Consider the following 17244-nt stretch of genomic DNA (forward strand, 5'->3'; position numbering starts at 1 on the left):
CGGGAAGTTCTCCGCGGCCCGCAGGGTGTGAACACCCCAGTACGCATCGGCGGGGACCTCCCGATCGCCCAGCAGATCATGCTCAGTGCGGGTGACGACGTTCATGAGGGAACGGTTCTTCTTTCTGAGAGGGTGAGGTGTAGCGCCCCTCCAGGGGCGCGGGGAACTGCGCGACAGGCCACAAACAGGCCGCAGCCGCCGTACTGGAAGTCCGGCACATCCTTAGGCGCAAGCAGAAACCACAACCGGCTCCAGCGAACGAACGGGCCGCACACACCCGACCGCCTGGCCGCCCCCGAGAAGCGCCTCCCCCCGGAACTCGGTGAGCAGCTCAGGATCAACCCCGGCCCACGCGAGCGCCGCCGCGGCGACCGGCACCCGCGCCCGGTTCGCCCCGTCGGCGATCTTCACGGCGACGGCACGGCCGTCGGGCAACGCGGCGACCTGAACGCCCTCGAACCCGTCCTTGGCGACCAGCCCCGGCACGGCCCGCATCAACGCCGCGACGTCCCGCCCGCTGCCGGAGGCCATCTCCGCGTGCTCCCGCATCGCGTCCGCGACCCGAGCCTCGGGCGTACCCGGCGCCGCGGCGGTGATACGAGCCGCGGCGCGCGCGAGCCCGTGCAGCGAGACGGAGAACAGCGGGGCCCCGCAACCGTCGACGGTCACCTGGGCGATCCGCTGACCGGTCAGGTCCTCGACGATCTCCGCGATGGCCTGCTGCAGGGGGTGCCCGGGGTCGAGGTAGTCGTCCAGGGACCAGCCGTTGAGCGCGCAGGTGTACAGCATGGCGGCGTGCTTGCCGGAGCAGTTCTGCGCGAGCCGGGAGGGCAGGCGACCCTCCCGGATCCAGGCGTCCCGGACGGCTGGGTCGTACGGCATGTCCGGGACGTTGCGCAGGTGGTCCTCGGTGAGTCCGGCGAGTGCGAGGATGCGCCGGGTGCCGGCGAGGTGGCGTTCCTCGCCGGAGTGGCTCGCCGCGGTGAGCGAGAGCAGCTCACCGTCGAGCGGGAGCCCGGCCCGCGCCATGGCGACGGCCTGGACGGGCTTGAGCGCGGAGCGCGGGTAGAAGGCGGCCTCGATGTCACCGAGCTGGAACTGGACCTCGCCGTCGACGCCGAGGACGACGACGGAGCCGTAGTGGATGCCTTCGATCATTCCGCCGCGTATGAGGTGGGCGACGGGGGCGTGGAGAGGTTCGCGGACAAGGGGTGCGTCCGCCATGGAGCTGGTGTACATCACTGCCTGGTGTGGTGAGTGGTCGATGAGGGGTCGTCGACCGACACGGGTGTCACGCGTCGGCCTTGCTCGCGGTGCGCGCGACACGGCGGCGAATGCCGTACCAGCCCGCGACCAGCGCCGCGACGATCAGCGGCAGGCACAGCACGGTGGTGCGGCCGGCGCCTCCGTCGGCGTACATGAGGACCAGGACGGAGGCGAGGAACGCCAGCGTCACGAGTTCGGTCCAGGGGGAGCCCGGCAGTCGGTAGCCGGGCCGGTCGAGTTCGCCCTTCTGGGTCTTCTGCCAGAAGAGCAGGTGACAGATCATGATCATGCCCCAGGTGGCGAGGATGCCGATCGCGGCGAAGTTCAACACGATCTCGAACGCGTCGGCCGGGACGACGAAGTTGAGTCCGACGCCGAGGACACAGATGCCGCTGGTCAGCAGGATGCCGCCGTACGGGACCTGGCTGCGACTCATCACCGAGGTGAACTTCGGGGCGGAGCCGGACATCGCCATGGAGCGCAGGATGCGGCCGGTGGAGTACAGACCGGAGTTGAGCGAGGACATGGCCGCGGTCATCACGACCAGGTTCATCACGCCGCCGGCCGCCGGGATGCCGATGTTGGACAGCACGGTGACAAAGGGGCTCTCACCGGCCTTGTACGACGACCAGGGCAGCAGCATCGAGAGCAGGAGGACCGAGCCGACGTAGAAGAGGCCCACGCGCCACATGATCGAGTTGATCGCCTTCGGCATGATCTTCTCGGGGTTCTCGGTCTCACCCGCCGCGACGCCGACCAGCTCGACGGAGGCGTAGGCGAAGACGACGCCCTGGACGATCAGCAGCATGGGCAGCAGGCCGTTGGGGAAGAGGCCGCCGTGGTCGGTGATCAGGGACGGGCCGGGGGTCGTGCCGTCGACCGGGTGCTGCGTGACCAGCAGGAAGATGCCGATGCACATGAAGACGACGAGCGCGCCGACCTTGATGATCGCGAACCAGAACTCCAGCTCGCCGAAGATCTTCACGGAGATCAGGTTGACGGTGAGGACGACCGCGAGGGCTATCAGCGCGATCACCCACTGCGGGATGTCGGAGAACATGCCCCAGTAGTGCGTGTACGTCGCCACCGCGGTGATGTCGGCGATGCCGGTGGTGGCCCAGTTGAGGAAGTACATCCAGCCCGCGGTGTACGCGCCTTTCTCACCCATGAACTCCCGGGCGTAGGACACGAAGGCGCCGGAGGACGGGCGGTACAGGACGAGTTCGCCGAGGGCGCGCACGACGAGGAAGGCGAAGATTCCGCAGACCGCGTAGGCGATGAACAGGGAGGGTCCGGCGTCGGCGAGCCGGCCGCCCGCGCCGAGGAACAGGCCGGTGCCGATGGCTCCGCCGATGGCGATCATGTTGACGTGCCGGGACTTCAGCGACTTGCTGTAGCCGAGGTCTCCGGCGTCTACGTGACCGGACTGGGGGCGCGTCTCTTCTTTGAGGTGCTGCTCGCTCACGCCTCGGGTCCGCCTTCCGTGGTGCTGTCCGTGCGCGCGGGGCGCACGATGTCGGTGAGGGTGGTCTCGACGCGGTCCAGGTGGTGGGCCATGGCGTCGGTCGCGTCGAGTTCGGAACCGTCGATCAGCGCCTCGACGATGGCCCGGTGCTCGCGGTTGGACTGTTCGCGGCGGCCGCCCAGTTCGTTGAGGAAGGCCGACTGACGCGCCAGTGCGTCGCGGATCTCCTCGATGACCCGGCGGAACACCGGGTTCTGGGCGGCCTCGGCCACGGCCAGGTGGAAGAGGGTGTCCATCGCGACCCATGCGGTGGTGTCCGTCTCCCGTTCCATCCGGTCGAGCAGATGGGCCAGGTGGTCGAGGTTCTCCGGGGTGCGGCGCAGGGCCGCGTACCCGGCGACCGGGATCTCGACGTGCCGGCGGACCTCCAGCAGATCGCTGGCCGCGTAGTCGCCGAAGGTGGGGTCCTCGACGGCGTTGGCGACGACGAAGGTGCCCTTGCCGGTCTTGGAGACGGTCAGGCCCATGGTCTGCAGGGCCCGCAGGGCCTCGCGCAGGACGGGACGGCTGATCTCCAGGGTGCGGCAGAGCTCCGCCTCGGAGGGCAGCTTGTCGCCGATGGCGTACTCGCCGCGCTCGATGGCGCTACGGAGGTGTGCCAGGACCGCTTCCATGGCGCTGACGCGTCGCGGGGGCTGTCCGGCTGTCCGGCTGTCTGACAGGTTCACGGGAGTGATACTCCGGGTGAGCCGAGGGTGGTGTCAAGGGAGCCGGAAGGAAAGATTCACCGGGTGTGACGCCTGAAATCCGACTTCACAGACTTCACACCCGGCCGGGGCCCGGGCGGTCGCAGGTTGTCCGTCAGTCGCGGGTCAGCTGTTGATCACGCCCGTCGCCAGCAGCCCGAACAGCAGGAGCCCGACCACGATCCGGTAGATCACGAACGCGTTGAAGGAGTGCTTGGCGACGAACTTCAGCAGCCAGGCGATGGAGGCGTAGGCGACGACGAAGGAGACGGCGGTTCCGACGGCCAGCGGCAGCGCGCCCGTGCCGGTCGTGCCGAGGGCGTCCTTCAGCTCGTAGATGCCGGCGCCGGTGAGGGCCGGGATGCCGAGGAAGAAGGACAGGCGGGTGGCCGCCACCCGGTCCAGGTCGAGCATCAGCGCCGTGGACATGGTGGCGCCGGAGCGCGAGAAGCCGGGGAAGAGCAGGGCGAGGATCTGGGAGCTGCCGACGAGCATCGCGTCCTTGAAGGAGGTGTCGTCCTCCCCGCGCTTGTGCCGGCCCATCTGGTCCGCCGCCCACATCACCCCGCTGCCGACGATCAGCGAACCCGCGACGACCCACAGCGAGGCGAGCGGCCCCTTGATCAGCGGCTGGGCGGCCAGGCCGACGGCGATGATCGGGATCGTCGCGTAGATCACCCACCAGGCGAACTTGTAGTCATGGTGGTACCGCTCCTCCTTGTCCCGCAGCCCGCGCACCCACGCGGAGACGATCCGCACGATGTCCTTGAAGAAGTACACGAGCACGGCGGCGATCGCGCCGACCTGGATGACGGCCGAGAACCCGACGACCGCGTCGTCGTCGACGGGGATGTCCATGAGCCCCTCGGCGATCTTCAGATGTCCGGTCGAGGACACCGGCAGGAACTCGGTCACCCCCTCGACGGCTCCGAGGACGACGGCCTGACCGACGCTGATGACGCTCATGGGATCCAGTTCCGGGGGGGGTCGGCGGGACAGTGGCGCGCACTGTCCTACCAGGTGCGGGTGTGATCCCCGCGCCGACAGCGCCACGCGGCGGCCTAGGACCACACCGCCTGGGCGAGGGACACCCCCACGAACGCCGCGCCGAGGCCGGCGGTCACACTCCCCGCGATGTTGGCGACGGCGTAGAGCCCGGCGCCCGTCTCGGCCAGCCGGAGGGTCTCGTAGGAGAAGGTCGAGTACGTGGTCAGGGCGCCGCACAGGCCGGTGCCGAGCAGCAGCTGGAGGTGGGAGCTCGCCGCGCCCTGGGCCGCCGCGCCGGTGATCAGGCCGAGAATCAGACAGCCGCTGACGTTGACCAGGAAGGTGCCCCAGGGGAACACCGAGTCGTGCCGGGACTGCACCGCGCGGTCGGTGAGATAGCGCAGGGGCGCGCCGACCACGGCGCCCGCGATCACCAGGAGCCAGTTCACCGCGCCTTCTTACCTTCCGTGTTCTTACCTCCGCCGTCCGGTTCGGGCGGTTCGGGCGGGGTGTCGCCGCGGCCGATGTACCGGATGACCTCGCAGTCGTCGAGGGTGACGAGTCCCTCGGTGACGAGTTCGTCGAGCTGGGGCAGGAAGGCCCGTACGCGTTCCTCGGTGTCGACGATCACGATCGCGACCGGCAGGTCCTCGCTCAGGGACAGCAGCCGTGAGGTGTGGATCAGGGAGGAGGCGCCGAAGCCCTCGATCCCACGGAAGACGCTCGCCCCCGCGAGTCCGGCGGCGTGGGCGCGGTGCACGATCTCCGCGTACAGGGGCTTGTGGTGCAGGGTGTCGTGCTCGCCGACGAAGACGGTCAGGCGCAGTGCCCTGCCGGTCAGCCTGGTCATGGCTGCCTCGCTCTCAGGATGCGGCGGGTGGCCGTCGCCGCGAGCCAGACGGCCGTGAGCGCCGCGACGAGGGTGGCGGCGAGGTAGGCCAGGCCCGCGCGCGGGTGGCCGGCGTCCAGCTGCCGCTGGATGTCGACGGCGTACGTGGAGAAGGTGGTGAAGCCGCCGAGGACGCCGGTGCCGAAGAAGGGGCGGACGAGACGGTGTGCCGCCCACACCTCGGTGATGAGCACCATGAACACGCCGATCACGGCGCAGCCCACGACATTGATCCCGAACGTGGCCCAGGGGAAGCCACCGGGTCCGGCCGGCCACCACAGGGACGCCGCGTACCGGGCGGTGGCGCCGATCGCCCCGCCGAGCGCGACGACCGCGACGACGGGCGCCTGGGCCCGCCACGCGGGTCGCCTTGGCGCGCGGACGGGGGCGCGCAGGCTCTCGGTGTCCGGGGCTGTCATGGTCGTACGTCTCCTGCCTGGCCGCCTCACCGCACCTGGCGTGGTGATCGCGGCCGGTCAACAGCGTACGCCGGGCTCACTTACCCGCGGGTGCCTCGCACACCGCGACGCCCCGCTCCCACAGGCTGCCCAGGACCAGCCGGCCGCCGGTCTCGCACACGCTGGTGACCATCCGGAAGCGGGAGTGCCGGCGGACCAGGTGGTGCACGACCTGACCTGTGTCGTCGACCGCGAGGACGCCGATCGTGCCCGGGGGGCGGAAGGGGGCGCGTACGGCGACGCGTGCGGCGGTGCGGCGTACGGCGGGGGCGGCGCGGTGCAGGAGGTCCAGCGGGGGGACGCGCGGCCCGGCCAGGGCCACCCAGACCGGGCCGTCCGGGGCGCCGCGCCAGAGGGTGTCCGGCATGCCCGGCAGGTTCTCGACGAAGGGCTCGCTCCGGCCGGCGCGAGGGCCGGTGAGCCAATAGCGGGTGAGGCGGCACTCGCTCGTCTCGGCGACGACCAGGAAGGAGCCGTCGGCGCTCAGGGCGAGGCCGTTGGCGAACTGGAGGCCGTCCAGGAGGACTTCGGGGGTGTCGCTGCCGGGGGCGAGGCGCAGGAGCGAAAGGCCTCTCCTTCGGTGGCGCGACAAGCCGGTCCTGCCAGCCACGCAGTGCGCACGTCACGGCGACGCGCGCCCGGGTACCCGGACCGTGCCGTGTCATCCACCCCGGGTCCGCGGGCGATATGTCACGGTTTATGAAGAACATCTCCTGGCCACTCGGTCAGACACGCGCGGCAGGCGAGAGAGGGTGGTCGTATGCCACGTCCGCCCCGGTGGTGTGCGGACCGCCGCCCCGGTGGAGGGGCCCGTGACCCGCGGCGGTCGCGTTGAACCTCCGGCACTCCTGGCCACACACGGCATGGCACTGGCTGGGGCTCGCGGAGCTCTACCGGCGTGGCAAGGAGCTGGAGTTGCTGCACCGTGCCATGGGCTTCGCCGCGCTGTCCCTGGTCACGCTGGCTCCGCTGCTGATCGTGGTGGCGGCCGTCGATCCCCTCGGGCGCGGCGGGTTCGCCCTGTGGCTGGTGGACGGCATGGACCTGTCCGGAAGGTCGGCGCACGCCCTGTCGCAGGTCTTCACCCCGCCGCGCAAGGTGCTCAGCACGACCAGTGCGCTGAGCGTTGCCCTGCTCGCGGTGTTCGGCGTGGCCTTCGCCGCCAGCGTCCAGAACGGCTACGAACGGATCTGGCGGCTGCCCGCCGGACCCTGGCACCGCGTGTGGCGGCAGACCGTCTGGCTGATCATGCTCATGGCATATGTGTATGCGCAGGTGCAGACCCGGACCCTGCTGCACGGCACCCCGCGCATCCTGTTGAGCACGGCGGTCGGCGTGCTGTTCTTCTGGTGGGGACCGCACTTCCTGCTCTGCGAGGTGCGCTGGCGGCATCTTCTGCCCGGTGCGGTCGCCACCATGGCGGGGCTGGTCGGGCTGCGCTGGTTCTCGTACCTGGTGTTCACCCCGCTGCTCGTCACCAACGCGATCAGCTACGGGCCCGTCGGGACGGTCCTGGTGGTGGAGTCCTGGCTGGTCGGGGTGGGGTTCGTGGTCTACGGCGGCGCGCTGGTGGGCCGGCTGCTGTGCGAGCGGTTCGGGGACGTCGACGAGCGGGACCGCACGGACGGCGGGGACGCGGACCGCGCGGCCCCGGGGCGGGGGCACCGCGGGCGAGGGCATCGCGGGCGGGGGCACCGCGGGCCAGGGTCGTCGAGCGCTTCCGCGGACCATGCGCAGCCCGGTGTGTCCGAGTAGCGGAGCCCTGCGGCACACGGGCCGGGCAGCGCTGCTACCAGCCCTTCTCGAAGACTCGGGCTACCTCGGCGATCCGCATGTCGTCGCGGCGGTAGTACAGCCGTCGCCGGATCCGCCTGGTGCGCAGCAGGCCGAGGTCGACCAGGAGGCCGAGGTGGGTCTCGGCGACCTTGCGCGGCACGCCGAGCTTCGCGGCCACGGCGGACGCGCTGACGCCGTCCTCGACCGGATCGCCGTGCCGCTGCCTGGGGAAGTGCGCGACCGGGTCCTTCAGCCATTCCAGGATGTCCAGGCGGGCTGTGCCGGCGGGAGTCCTCAGCATGTCGTCCCCCCCTTCGTCGGGCCGCGTCGTGACGCGTCTTTCCACTGTCCCGCAGCCGACGCCGCCCTGTCCGGGACTCTTCGAGCCTTGTCCGGTACCCAACGGCCGTACAGCATGGGGCTGTTCGGCCCGGAGGCGGAGAGGCCCGGTCGCAGGCGCGCGAGCGGGCCTCTCGTTCACCGACTCGACGGATCCGACCGGCTCGACGGACTCACCGGTGGCTGAACCACGCCATCGACGAGAGCGCCTTGTCGTCGTAGCCGAACAGCGCCTGGTTCTCCCAGCCGTTGCCGGAGGCGGCGTCGGTCGGGTCCCAGCCGTTGCCGGAGACGGCGGTCCAGGTCGCCTCCCAGTAGAAGACACCGAGCCCGCGGCCGTTCGGGACCGCCTCCACGATGCTCGTCACGTCGTTCATCCAGCGGCGCTGTCCGGCCGTGTTCGCCGGATAGCCGGAGACCAGCTCACCCGTGGTGTTGATGATCTCCTCGTGCGAGTCCTCGCTGTCCAGCCGGAACGGGTACGCCGTCTCGGCGACGAAGACCGGCTTGCCGTAGCGGGAGGCCGCGTCGTCCAGGGTGGTCTGGAAGTCGTAGAGCGAGCCGTGCCAGTAGCCGTAGTACGACAGGCCGATCGCGTCGAACTTCACGCCGTTGGAGACCGCGCTGTCGAACCACCAGCGGGTGCCCGACAGGTCACCGCCCTTGGCGAGGTGCAGGGCGACCGTGGTGGAGGAGTTGACGGCCTTGACGGCGTCGTAGCCCGAGTTGAGCAGACCGGCGAGCTGCGACCAGTTGCTCGTGGAACCCTCGTTCCACAGCATGCCGCCGTTGATCTCATTGCCCACCTGGACCATGTCGGCGGTGGCGCCTTGAGCCTTCAACGCGTTCAACACGTCGTACGTGTGGTTGTACACGTCGGTCCTGAGTTGACTGTACGAGTGGCCCGCCCAGGCGGCCGGCTTGCTCTGGGCGCCCGGGTCGGCCCAGATGTCCGAGTAGTGGAAGTCGACCAGCAGCTTCATGCCGGCCGCCTTGATCCGCTTGGCCATGGCGAGGACGCGCGTCTTGTTGTTGTAGCCGTCGGCCGGATCGACCCAGACCTTCAGACGCGCGTAGTTCATGCCGGCGTTCTTCAGGATGGTGACCGCGTCACCGGTCGCGCCGGAGCTGTTCTTGTAGACGCCGCCCCTGGCCTCGCTCTTGGCGAGGGACGAGATGTCGGCGCCGTGGATGGACGTGCCGCCCGTGCCGGACGCGAACGTCAGGTCGTCGACATTGATCCAGTTGCCGGCGTTCGCGTCACTGTTGACGCTGATCGTGCACTGGTTGTTGGTCACGTTGACCGGCACGACGATATGGATCCAGCCGCTCGCCGAGACCGGAAGGTCGGTGCGCTGCTCGGCGCCACCGCAGTTCTTCAGGGCTATGTACGCCGAGTTCTGGCCGCCACCGGAGCGGACCCAGGCGGTGAGCCTGTAGTTGCCGTTGGTCAGCCCGGACAGGTACTGGTACGTCTCCACCTTGTAGGCCGAGGACGCGTAGTGGGTCAGGCGGTAGCTTCCGCCGTGGCCGCCGGCCTCGGTGAACGAGGCGGAGTTCTGCCCGGCCGCCGAGTACGTGGACCAGCCCGCCGGGGTCGCGGTGCCGGTGCCGTCGGACTCGAAACCGCCGTTGGTCAGCGTGCTCGCCGCCGAGGCGGTCTGCGCGGGCAGGGCGGTCAGGGCGAGTCCGGCTGCGAGCGGCAGCAGCAGGGCTCGGAGGGTGCGTCTGGGATGGAACATCGTCGTCCGTCGTCCCTTCGACGTGAGTGGGGTTGGGGGTGTCCCTCGCCGCCGTGTCGCGGAACCACCGCGGTGAGGAGCCCCTCCGCCCGCGGCTCGTGGCACGCGCGGGCGGAGAGGAGTCGGCTCAGCCGTCGAGTCGGACGACCCGGACGGCTCCCGCGGGAACCTCGATACGGCCCGCGGCGCGTTCACCGGTCAGCAGTTCGGTGCCGGGCGACTCCAGCGGCACCTTGACGTCGGACGCGGTGTGGTTGATGGCGAACAGGTGGCTGCCCGACTCGCCGGCGCGGCGCACGACCTCGACGTCGCGGGGCAGGTCGACACGCGGGGCGACCTGCGCGTCCTCGATCGCCCAACCCAGCAGCGCGTCGAGGCCCTCGGTGCCGAGGCGGGTGGAGACGTACCAGGCGGTGCCCTCGCCGAGGCGGTGCCGGGTGACGGCCGGGTGTCCGGCGGTGAGGCCGTCGGCGTACGTCCAGACGGTCTCGGCGCCGCGCGGGACGACGAACTCGGTCCACACGTCGCCGCTGAGCTCGGAGCCGTCCGGGCCGGTGATCCGCACCAGCTGGTCCTGAAGCAGCGGCGCGAACTCCTCGACCGTCAGACCGAGGACGTCCCGCAGCGGGCCGGGGTAGGCGCCCTCGTGCACGGCGTCGTGCTGGTCGACGATGCCGGAGAAGTACGACACGACGAGGGTGCCGCCGTTCTCGACGTACCGGCGCAGGTTGCGGCCGGCCGCCTCCGTCATCAGGTACAGCGCGGGCACGACGACAAGGGGATAGGCCGACAGGTCGGCTTCCGGGTGGGCGAAGTCGACCGTGAGGTGGCGGTCGTAGAGCACCTCGTAGAAGGCGTCGGCGCGCTCGCGCGGGTCATGGTCCTCGCTGGGCCGCCAGTCGAGGTTCTGCGCCCACCAGGAGTGCCAGTCCCACAGCATCGCGACGTCCGCCCGGGTACGGGTGCCGCGGACCGTGCTCAACGAGTCCAGGGCAGCCCCGAGTTCGACGACCTCACGCCACACGCGCGTGTCGGTGCCGCCGTGCGGGAGCATCGCCGAGTGGAACTTCTCGGCACCGCGCCGGGACTGCCGCCACTGGAAGAACATGGCGCCCTCGGAGCCGCGCGCCACATGGGCGAGGGAGTTGCGGGCCATCTGACCGGGGGCCTTGGCGGGGTTGCGGGCCTGCCAGTTGACGCCGGAGGTGGAGTGCTCCAGGAGGATCCACGGCGCTCCCCCGGCGACCGAGCGGGTGAGGTCGGCGGCCATCGCGAGGTTGACGTGGGTGCGGCGGCCGTCGGTGATCAGGTAGTGGTCGTTGGTGACGAGGTCGACCTCGCGGCCCCAGGCCCAGTAGTCGACGGAGTCGCACTGGCTGAGGGCCGTCATGAAGTTGGTCGTGACCGGGACGCCCGGCGAGAGCCGGTGCAGGATGTCCCGCTCCATACGGAAGTTCTCGCGCATGGTGGCGTCGGCGAACCGCTTGTAGTCCAGCGCCTGGGCCGGGTTGACGGCCGTCGGGGTCGCGCGCGGCGGGTTGATCTGCTCGAAGTCGGTGTAGCGCTGGCCCCAGAAGGCGGTGCCCCAGGCCTCGTTGAGCGCGTCGACCGTTCCGTGCGACTCGGCCAGCCAGCGACGGAAGTGCGCGGCGCAGGAGTCGCAGTAGCAGGCGGAGACGGGGACGCCGTACTCGTTGTGCACGTGCCACATCGCCAGCGCCGGGTGGTCGCCGTAGCGTTCGGCGAGCCGGGTGGTGATGCTCGCGGCGGCCGCGCGGTAGTCGGCGTTGCTGTGGCAGATGGCGGCGCGGGAGCCGAATTCGTAGCGCACGCCCTCAGCCGTCACGGGCAGCGCCTCGGGGTGGGCGCGATAGAACCAGACCGGCGGGCAGACGGTGGGCGTGCCCAGGTCGACGCGGACGCCGTTCCCGTGCAGCAGGTCGAACAGGCGGTCCAGCCAGCCGAAGTCGTATACGCCGGGTGAGGGCTCCAGCAGGGCCCAGGAGAAGATCCCGACACTCACCATCGTGACGCCGGCCTCCCGCATCAGCCGGACGTCCTCCTGCCAGACGCTTTCCGGCCACTGCTCGGGGTTGTAGTCCCCGCCGAAGGCGAGCCTCGTGAGGCCCCTGGGCGTGGTCTCCGGCATGGATCTCTCCCGTTTGGTTTCGATCATTTGGGAACGTGCACACAGCGAATCGGCGGTGCGATCCCAACATAACCGCACAGCAATAACCATTGACAAGTGGCCGGGATGTTTCTCTACTGTGAACGCTCACAGAAGCATGGCGGGCCCTCGCAGCAGGCGGAGGCCCCAGGTCAGGGGAGAGATCCATGCCCATCACGAAGCGTCGGCGACTCGTTCTCAGAACTGCGGCCACCTGTGTCGCCGCCGCCCTCGGCGCCACCGCCCTCGCCGCCTGCGGCTCCGAAGACGCCGGGGAGGACTCGTCGGGTCCGGTCTCGCTGACGTACTGGACTTGGACCCCGGGCATGGACAAGGTCGTCGACCTGTGGAACAAGGGCCCGGGCAAGAAGGACCAGATCACGGTCACGGTGAAGAAGCAGGCGTCCGGCGACACGCTGGTCACCAAGATCCTCACCGCGCACAAGGCCGGCAAGGCCCCGGACCTGGTCCAGGCCGAGTACCAGGCGCTGCCGACGCTGGTCAGCAATGACGCGGTCGCCGACATAGCCGACGAGGTCGGCGACGCGAAGGGCAAGTTCGCCGAGGGGGTCTGGCAGCAGACCACGCTGGGCACGGACTCGGTCTACGCGGTCCCGCAGGACATCGGGCCGATGATGTTCTACTACCGCCAGGACCTCTTCAAGAAGTACGACCTGAAGGTCCCCAGCACCTGGGAGCAGTTCGCCGAGACCGCCCGCGCGCTGAAGAAGAAGTCCCCCGACACGGACCTGACCACGTTCTCCGCCAACGACTCCGGCCTCTTCGCGGGTCTGGCCCAGCAGGCCGGCGCCAAGTGGTGGACGACCGCCGGTGACAAGTGGAAGGTCGGCATCGACGACGCCGCCTCGCAGAAGGTCGCCAAGTTCTGGGGCGACCTGGTCAAGGAGGGCGCCATCGACGACCAGCCGATGTACACGCCGGCCTGGAACAAGGCGCTCAACACGGGCAAGCAGATCGCCTGGGTCAGCGCCGTGTGGGCGCCGGGCACGCTGACCACGGCCGCGCCCGACACCAAGGGCAAGTGGGCCATGGCCCCACTGCCGCAGTGGTCGCAGTCGGAGAACGTCACCGGCAGCTGGGGCGGCTCCTCCACCGCCGTGACCACCGACTCCAAGAACAAGGCGGCCGCCGCCAGGTTCGCCGCCTGGCTGAACACCGACGGCGACGCCCTCAACGCGCTGGCCAAGGAGAGCGGCATCTACCCGGCCTCCACGTCGGCCCAGCTCAGCGGCGCCTTCACCACGCCGCCGGACTACTTCTCCAACCAGCCCGACTTCTACACGAAGGCCGCCGAGATCGCCGAGTCCACGGCTCCGTCGGCCTGGGGCCCGAACGTGAACGTCGCCTACACGACCTTCAAGGACGCCTTCGGCAGGGCCGCCAAGGACAAGTCGGACTTCGTCGCCGCGCTGAAGACGATGCAGGACGACACGGTCGCCGACCTCGAGAAGCAGGGCTTCGAGGTCTCCGAGTGACCAGCACCAGCCGGAGGGCGTACGGGGTGAAGGGGGCCCCGTACGCCCACCCGTCTCCCACCACCACCCTCAAACGAGAGCGAAGCGCCCCCTATTTTTTCCTCCTCCCCGCGACGCTCCTCTTCCTGCTCTTCTTCGCACTGCCCATCGGCTACGCGGTCTGGCTCAGCTTCCACAAGGTGAAGGTCTCCGGGCTCGGCCTCGGTTCCGGTGCCCGCAAGGAGGTCTGGGCCGGCCTGGAGAACTACGCCGACGCCCTGAGCGACAGCGAACTGGTCGGCGGCGCGCTGCGCGTCCTCGGCTACGGCTGCATCGTGGTGCCGGTGATGCTCGGGCTTGCCCTCCTCTTCGCCCTGATGCTCGACTCCGACAAGGTGCGGCTCGCGCCGTTCACCCGGCTCGCGATCTTCCTGCCGTACGCCATCCCCGGCGTGGTGGCCGCGCTGCTGTGGGGCTTCCTGTACCTGCCGGACGTCAGCCCGTTCTACTACGTGCTGGAGCGGCTGGGTCTGCCGCAGCCGGACCTGCTGGACGGCGGGCCGCTGTACCTCGCCCTCTCCAACATCGCGGTCTGGGGCGGCACCGGGTTCAACATGATCGTCATCTACACCTCGCTCCAGGCGATCCCGGCCGAGGTGTACGAGGCGGCCAAGCTGGACGGCGCCACGCCGCTGCAGATCGCGCTGCGGATCAAGATCCCGATGGTGGCGCCCTCACTGGTGCTGACCTTCTTCTTCTCGATCATCGCCACGCTCCAGGTGTTCAACGAGCCGACCACCCTGAAGCCGCTCACCAACTCCGTGTCCACGACCTGGAGTCCGCTGATGAAGGTGTACCAGGACGCCTTCGGCAAGGGCGACATCTACGCGGCGGCCGCCCAGGCCACGATCATCGCCCTGGCGACGCTGCTGCTGTCCTTCGGCTTCCTGCGGGCCGCGAACCGTCGGAACAGGCGGGACGTCAGTAAAGGAGGGGCGCGATGAGCTCCCTTGTCGTCGGCAAGGCCGACACGGCCGCCGGCACCGAGCCCGGCATCGCACAGAGCCGCCCTCCGCTGCGGCACCGGATCGCACTGGTCCCGACGGTCACGCTGCTGCTCGGCGCGATGTACTGCCTGCTCCCGGTGGCATGGGTGGTGATCGCGGCGACCAAGTCCGGCAGCGAGTTGTTCTCCACGTTCACCTTCCTGCCGGGCACGGGCTTCGCCGACAACTTCTCGGACCTGAGCGCCTACCGCGACGGCGTGTACTGGGAGTGGATGGGCAACTCCGCCCTGTACGCCGGTCTCGGCGCCCTGCTGTCGACGGTCGTCTCGGCGTTCAGCGGCTACGCGCTGGCGATCTACCGCTTCCCCGGCCGCGAGACGCTCTTCAACGTCCTGCTGGCGGGTGTGCTGATGCCGCCGGTCATCCTCGCCATCCCGCAGTACCTGCTGCTGGCGAAGGTGGACCTGACGGACTCGTACCTGGGCGTGCTGCTGCCGCAGCTCCTCTCGCCGTACGGCGTCTACCTCTCGCGGATCTACGCGGCCGCCGCCGTTCCCGCCGACGTGGTGGAGGCCGGGCGGATGGACGGGGCGGGCGAGTGGCGGATCTTCTCGCGGGTCGCGCTGCCGATGATGGTGCCCGGCATGGTGACGGTGTTCCTGTTCCAGTTCGTGGCGATCTGGAACAACTTCCTGCTGCCGTACATCATGCTCAGCGATGACGAGAAGTTCCCGATCACGCTGGGCCTGTTCACGCTCCTCGAGCAGGGCGCCAACACTCCGGCGCTGTACACGCTGGTGATCACCGGCGCGTTCCTCGCGGTCATCCCGCTGGTCCTGCTGTTCCTGGTCGTCCAGCGGTTCTGGAGTCTGGATCTGCTGTCCGGGGCCGTAAAGTCATGACCATGAGCAACACGGGGGGCCGACGCAGGCCGCCGACGATCCACGACGTGGCGCGCGAGGCCGGGGTCTCACGGGGCACGGTCTCGCGGGTGCTCAACGGCGGGCACTACGTCAGCCCGACCGCCCAGGAGGCCGTCAACGCGGCGATCCGCAAGACGGGTTACGTCGTCAACCGGCATGCCCGCTCGCTGATCACGGGGCGTTCGGACTCGATCGGCTTCCTGCTGACCGAGCCGCAGGAGCGGTTCTTCGAGGACCCCAACTTCAATGTCCTGCTGAGCGGCTGCACCCAGGCGCTCGCCGCGCACGACATCCCGCTGCTGCTGATGCTGGCGGGCACGCGGGACGAACGGCGGCGCATCACGCGGTACATCACGGCAGGTCACGTCGACGGGGTGCTGCTGGTGTCCAGCCACTCCGGGGACCCGGTGGCCGACGAACTGCGCGCGGCGGGCGTGCCGCTCGTCCAGTGCGGCAAGCCGATGGGGCTCGGCTCCAAGGTGAGTTACGTGGCCGCGGACGACCGGGACGGCGCCCGTGACATGGTGCGCCATCTGCTGTCGCTGGGCCGGCGCCGGATCGGCGTGGTGAGCGGTCCGCTGGACACTCCGGGCGGTGTCGACCGCCTCGCCGGCTACAAGGAGGTCCTCACCGAGGCGGGCGTCGAGATCGACGAGCGGCTCATCGTCTCCGGCGACTACAGCCGTGCCAGCGGCGAGGCGGGCACCGAGCGGCTGCTCGCGCAGGCCCCGGACATGGACGCCCTGTTCGTGGCCTCCGACCTGATGGCGCAGGGCGCCCTGACCGCGCTGCACCGGGCGGGTCGCCGGGTGCCCGAGGACGTGGCCGTGGGCGGCTTCGACGACTCCAGCGCGGCGACGGAGGCCACGCCCGCCCTGACGACGGTTCGCCAACCCTACGACCGCATCAGCGCCGAGATGGTGCGGTTGCTGCTCGCGCAGATCGGCGGTGAGGACCCGGCTGCGGTGATCCTGCCGACGGAGTTGGTGAAGCGGGAGTCGACGTAACGGCGCGTACGGCCGCGAGGGCGCGCTCCACGGCGATCCTGCCGTGGGCGCGCCCTCGCGGTGCGACCGGTCAGGAATCGAGAAGCCCGCCACCGCTCCCCCGCCCTAGCGTGAAACCACCGACGAAAACCGTCGGCACACACTTCACGTCAGGAGCACGCCATGACCGCCGGAATCAACACGATCATCTACCCCGTCAAGGACCTCGACCGGACGAAGGCCCTGTTCAGGGCCCTGCTGGGCACGGATCCGTATGCGGACGAGCCGTACTACGTCGGCTTCAAGGACGCCGGGCAGGACGTCGGCCTCGACCCCAACGGCCACGCGAAGGGCATGACCGGCCCGGTCCCCTACTGGCACGTCGACGACATCCGGACGACTCTCGCCGCTCTGCTGGAAGCGGGCGCCGAGACGCTCCAGGACGTGCACGACGTCGGTGGCGGAAGGCTCATCGCCTCCGTGAAGGACGGCGACGGCAACCTCGTGGGACTGCTCCAGGACCCGACCGGCTGAGAGCAGGCGCCGGACTGATTGCGCACGCACTAGTTGCACAGTCAATAGATGGCTGAATCGGTGCTACCGTGCCGGTATGGCAGTGAAGACGGCCGATGCCGGACTTGAGGACCGCTGGCGGGACATCCTCTCCGTACACGCGCGCACGATGACGGAGATCGACCGCGTACTGCACCCGCACGGGCTCGGTGCGAGCGACTTCGAGGTGCTCGACATCCTCGCGACGGCGACGCCCGAGGAGGGCGGGCATTGCCGGGTACAGAACCTGGTCGGACGCGTCCATCTCAGCCAGAGCGCCCTGTCCCGGCTCATCGGACGGCTGGAGAAGGACGGCCTGGTGGAGCGCTCCGTCTGCGCGGAGGACCGGCGCGGTGTCTACGTCGCCCTCACCCGCAGAGGCCGTGATCTGCACGCGGAGGTCCTGCCGCTCCAGCGCGCCGTGCTGGCCCGGATGCTGAACGGCTGACGCCGGGGGCACGGCAGC

General features: G+C 69.9%; 18 protein-coding genes. 7 read left to right on the forward strand and 11 right to left on the reverse strand.

Annotation, left to right across the window (positions count from 1 at the left end):
- Positions 1–222: 222 nt before the first annotated feature.
- From ACFZBP_RS37230 to ACFZBP_RS37265, 8 genes are all read right to left on the reverse strand, one after another.
- On the reverse strand, positions 223–1239 hold the full coding sequence (locus tag ACFZBP_RS37230; protein ID WP_391420127.1) for an asparaginase: 1017 nt from the start codon (positions 1237–1239) through the stop codon (positions 223–225).
- A 52-nt stretch (positions 1240–1291) separates the two neighbouring features.
- Positions 1292–2731: an amino acid permease gene (locus tag ACFZBP_RS37235; protein ID WP_383458438.1), complete on the reverse strand. Its 1440-nt coding sequence runs from the start codon at positions 2729–2731 to the stop codon at positions 1292–1294.
- Positions 2728–3405, reverse strand: a complete 678-nt coding sequence (locus ACFZBP_RS37240) for a FadR/GntR family transcriptional regulator (protein ID WP_234761851.1) — start codon at positions 3403–3405, stop codon at positions 2728–2730. The genes ACFZBP_RS37235 and ACFZBP_RS37240 overlap by 4 nt, the downstream gene beginning before the upstream one ends.
- Before the next feature lie 198 nt (positions 3406–3603).
- Positions 3604–4443: an undecaprenyl-diphosphate phosphatase gene (locus ACFZBP_RS37245; protein WP_383458435.1), complete on the reverse strand. Its 840-nt coding sequence runs from the start codon at positions 4441–4443 to the stop codon at positions 3604–3606.
- 95 nt (positions 4444–4538) lie between these two features.
- Positions 4539–4913 carry a fluoride efflux transporter CrcB gene (gene crcB / locus ACFZBP_RS37250; RefSeq protein WP_391420130.1) on the reverse strand — a complete coding sequence of 125 codons (375 nt, stop codon included), beginning with the start codon at positions 4911–4913 and terminating at the stop codon, positions 4539–4541.
- Positions 4910–5314, reverse strand: a complete 405-nt coding sequence (locus tag ACFZBP_RS37255; protein WP_391420132.1) for a DUF190 domain-containing protein — start codon at positions 5312–5314, stop codon at positions 4910–4912. Before ACFZBP_RS37255 ends, crcB (ACFZBP_RS37250) begins: the two co-directional genes overlap by 4 nt.
- Positions 5311–5772, reverse strand: coding sequence for a fluoride efflux transporter CrcB (gene crcB / locus ACFZBP_RS37260; RefSeq protein WP_391420135.1), 462 nt, complete (start codon positions 5770–5772; stop codon positions 5311–5313). The genes ACFZBP_RS37255 and crcB (ACFZBP_RS37260) overlap by 4 nt, the downstream gene beginning before the upstream one ends.
- A gap of 76 nt (positions 5773–5848) precedes the next feature.
- A complete protein-coding gene (locus ACFZBP_RS37265; protein ID WP_391420137.1) occupies positions 5849–6421 on the reverse strand; it encodes an SMP-30/gluconolactonase/LRE family protein in 573 nt (190 codons plus the stop codon).
- A gap of 221 nt (positions 6422–6642) precedes the next feature.
- Here ACFZBP_RS37265 and ACFZBP_RS37270 point away from each other — a divergent pair, with 221 nt between their 5' ends.
- Positions 6643–7566: a ribonuclease BN gene (locus ACFZBP_RS37270; RefSeq protein ID WP_391420139.1), complete on the forward strand. Its 924-nt coding sequence runs from the start codon at positions 6643–6645 to the stop codon at positions 7564–7566.
- Positions 7567–7600: 34 nt separating this feature from the next.
- Here the strand turns inward: ACFZBP_RS37270 and ACFZBP_RS37275 are convergent, their stop codons facing one another.
- The 3 genes from ACFZBP_RS37275 to ACFZBP_RS37285 all read right to left on the reverse strand — a co-directional run bounded on the left by ACFZBP_RS37275 (position 7601) and on the right by ACFZBP_RS37285 (position 11817).
- Positions 7601–7888, reverse strand: coding sequence for an ArsR family transcriptional regulator (locus ACFZBP_RS37275; RefSeq protein WP_383458413.1), 288 nt, complete (start codon positions 7886–7888; stop codon positions 7601–7603).
- A gap of 211 nt (positions 7889–8099) precedes the next feature.
- Positions 8100–9668, reverse strand: coding sequence for a glycosyl hydrolase 53 family protein (locus ACFZBP_RS37280; RefSeq protein WP_391420141.1), 1569 nt, complete (start codon positions 9666–9668; stop codon positions 8100–8102).
- Positions 9669–9795: 127 nt separating this feature from the next.
- Positions 9796–11817 carry a beta-galactosidase gene (locus tag ACFZBP_RS37285; protein WP_391420143.1) on the reverse strand — a complete coding sequence of 674 codons (2022 nt, stop codon included), beginning with the start codon at positions 11815–11817 and terminating at the stop codon, positions 9796–9798.
- Positions 11818–12002: 185 nt separating this feature from the next.
- On the opposite strand from ACFZBP_RS37285, the gene ACFZBP_RS37290 reads away from it, so the two are divergent.
- The 6 genes from ACFZBP_RS37290 to ACFZBP_RS37315 all read left to right on the forward strand — a co-directional run bounded on the left by ACFZBP_RS37290 (position 12003) and on the right by ACFZBP_RS37315 (position 17226).
- Entirely contained in the window at positions 12003–13331 is a 1329-nt protein-coding gene (locus ACFZBP_RS37290) for a sugar ABC transporter substrate-binding protein (protein ID WP_391420145.1), read from the forward strand.
- A complete protein-coding gene (locus ACFZBP_RS37295; RefSeq protein ID WP_391420147.1) occupies positions 13328–14314 on the forward strand; it encodes an ABC transporter permease subunit in 987 nt (328 codons plus the stop codon). The genes ACFZBP_RS37290 and ACFZBP_RS37295 overlap by 4 nt, the downstream gene beginning before the upstream one ends.
- Positions 14311–15219 (forward strand): carbohydrate ABC transporter permease, encoded by a 909-nt coding sequence (locus ACFZBP_RS37300; protein WP_383458397.1) that lies wholly within the window; start codon positions 14311–14313, stop codon positions 15217–15219. The genes ACFZBP_RS37295 and ACFZBP_RS37300 overlap by 4 nt, the downstream gene beginning before the upstream one ends.
- Positions 15216–16247 carry a LacI family DNA-binding transcriptional regulator gene (locus ACFZBP_RS37305; protein ID WP_383458394.1) on the forward strand — a complete coding sequence of 344 codons (1032 nt, stop codon included), beginning with the start codon at positions 15216–15218 and terminating at the stop codon, positions 16245–16247. The genes ACFZBP_RS37300 and ACFZBP_RS37305 overlap by 4 nt, the downstream gene beginning before the upstream one ends.
- 162 nt (positions 16248–16409) lie before the next feature.
- Positions 16410–16760 carry a VOC family protein gene (locus tag ACFZBP_RS37310; RefSeq protein WP_391420151.1) on the forward strand — a complete coding sequence of 117 codons (351 nt, stop codon included), beginning with the start codon at positions 16410–16412 and terminating at the stop codon, positions 16758–16760.
- Between the two features lie 76 nt (positions 16761–16836).
- Complete coding sequence (locus tag ACFZBP_RS37315) at positions 16837–17226, forward strand: MarR family transcriptional regulator (RefSeq protein ID WP_391420153.1); 390 nt, start codon at positions 16837–16839, stop codon at positions 17224–17226.
- Positions 17227–17244 lie beyond the last annotated feature (18 nt).

The organism is Streptomyces sp. NPDC008086 (assembly GCF_042957325.1).
In the GTDB taxonomy this organism is placed as follows: Bacteria; Actinomycetota; Actinomycetes; order Streptomycetales; family Streptomycetaceae; genus Streptomyces.